The organism is Xanthomonas sp. SHU 166 (assembly GCF_000364685.1).
In the GTDB taxonomy this organism is placed as follows: Bacteria; Pseudomonadota; Gammaproteobacteria; order Xanthomonadales; family Xanthomonadaceae; genus Xanthomonas_A; species Xanthomonas_A sontii.
Window position 1 is genome coordinate 1 of record NZ_AQOJ01000751.1, and the last position, 308, is coordinate 308.

Genomic DNA, 308 nt, shown 5'->3' on the forward strand with positions numbered 1-308 from the left:
CTGCTGATCGGCGTGGACCTGGGCCCGAACCTGTCGATCACCGGCTCGCTGGCGACCATTCTGTGGCTGACCGCGATCCGCCGCGAAGGCGAGGACGTGGGCTTCTGGCGCTTCCTCAAGGTCGGCGCGCTGGTGATGCCGCCGGCGCTGCTGTGCGCGCTGGGTGCGCGCCTGCTGCTGGGCTGAGTGGCGCGCGCCCACTTCGCGGATTGCCCATGGCGGCCAAGCCCGCGGGATGGGCACCCAGGCCCGGCCTGCAGCGACCGCGGGTCGGCCGCGGCGGCTTCTACCGCACCGCGTCGCGGCCG

Annotated in this window: 1 protein-coding gene; it reads left to right on the plus strand. The window is 74.4% G+C overall.

Features of this window, described 5'->3' with window-relative positions; all coding sequences use genetic code 11:
* A partial coding sequence (locus tag D180_RS17510) for an ArsB/NhaD family transporter (protein ID WP_043091261.1) occupies positions 1-186 on the plus strand: 186 nt, incomplete at its 5' end.
* Positions 187-308 lie beyond the last annotated feature (122 nt).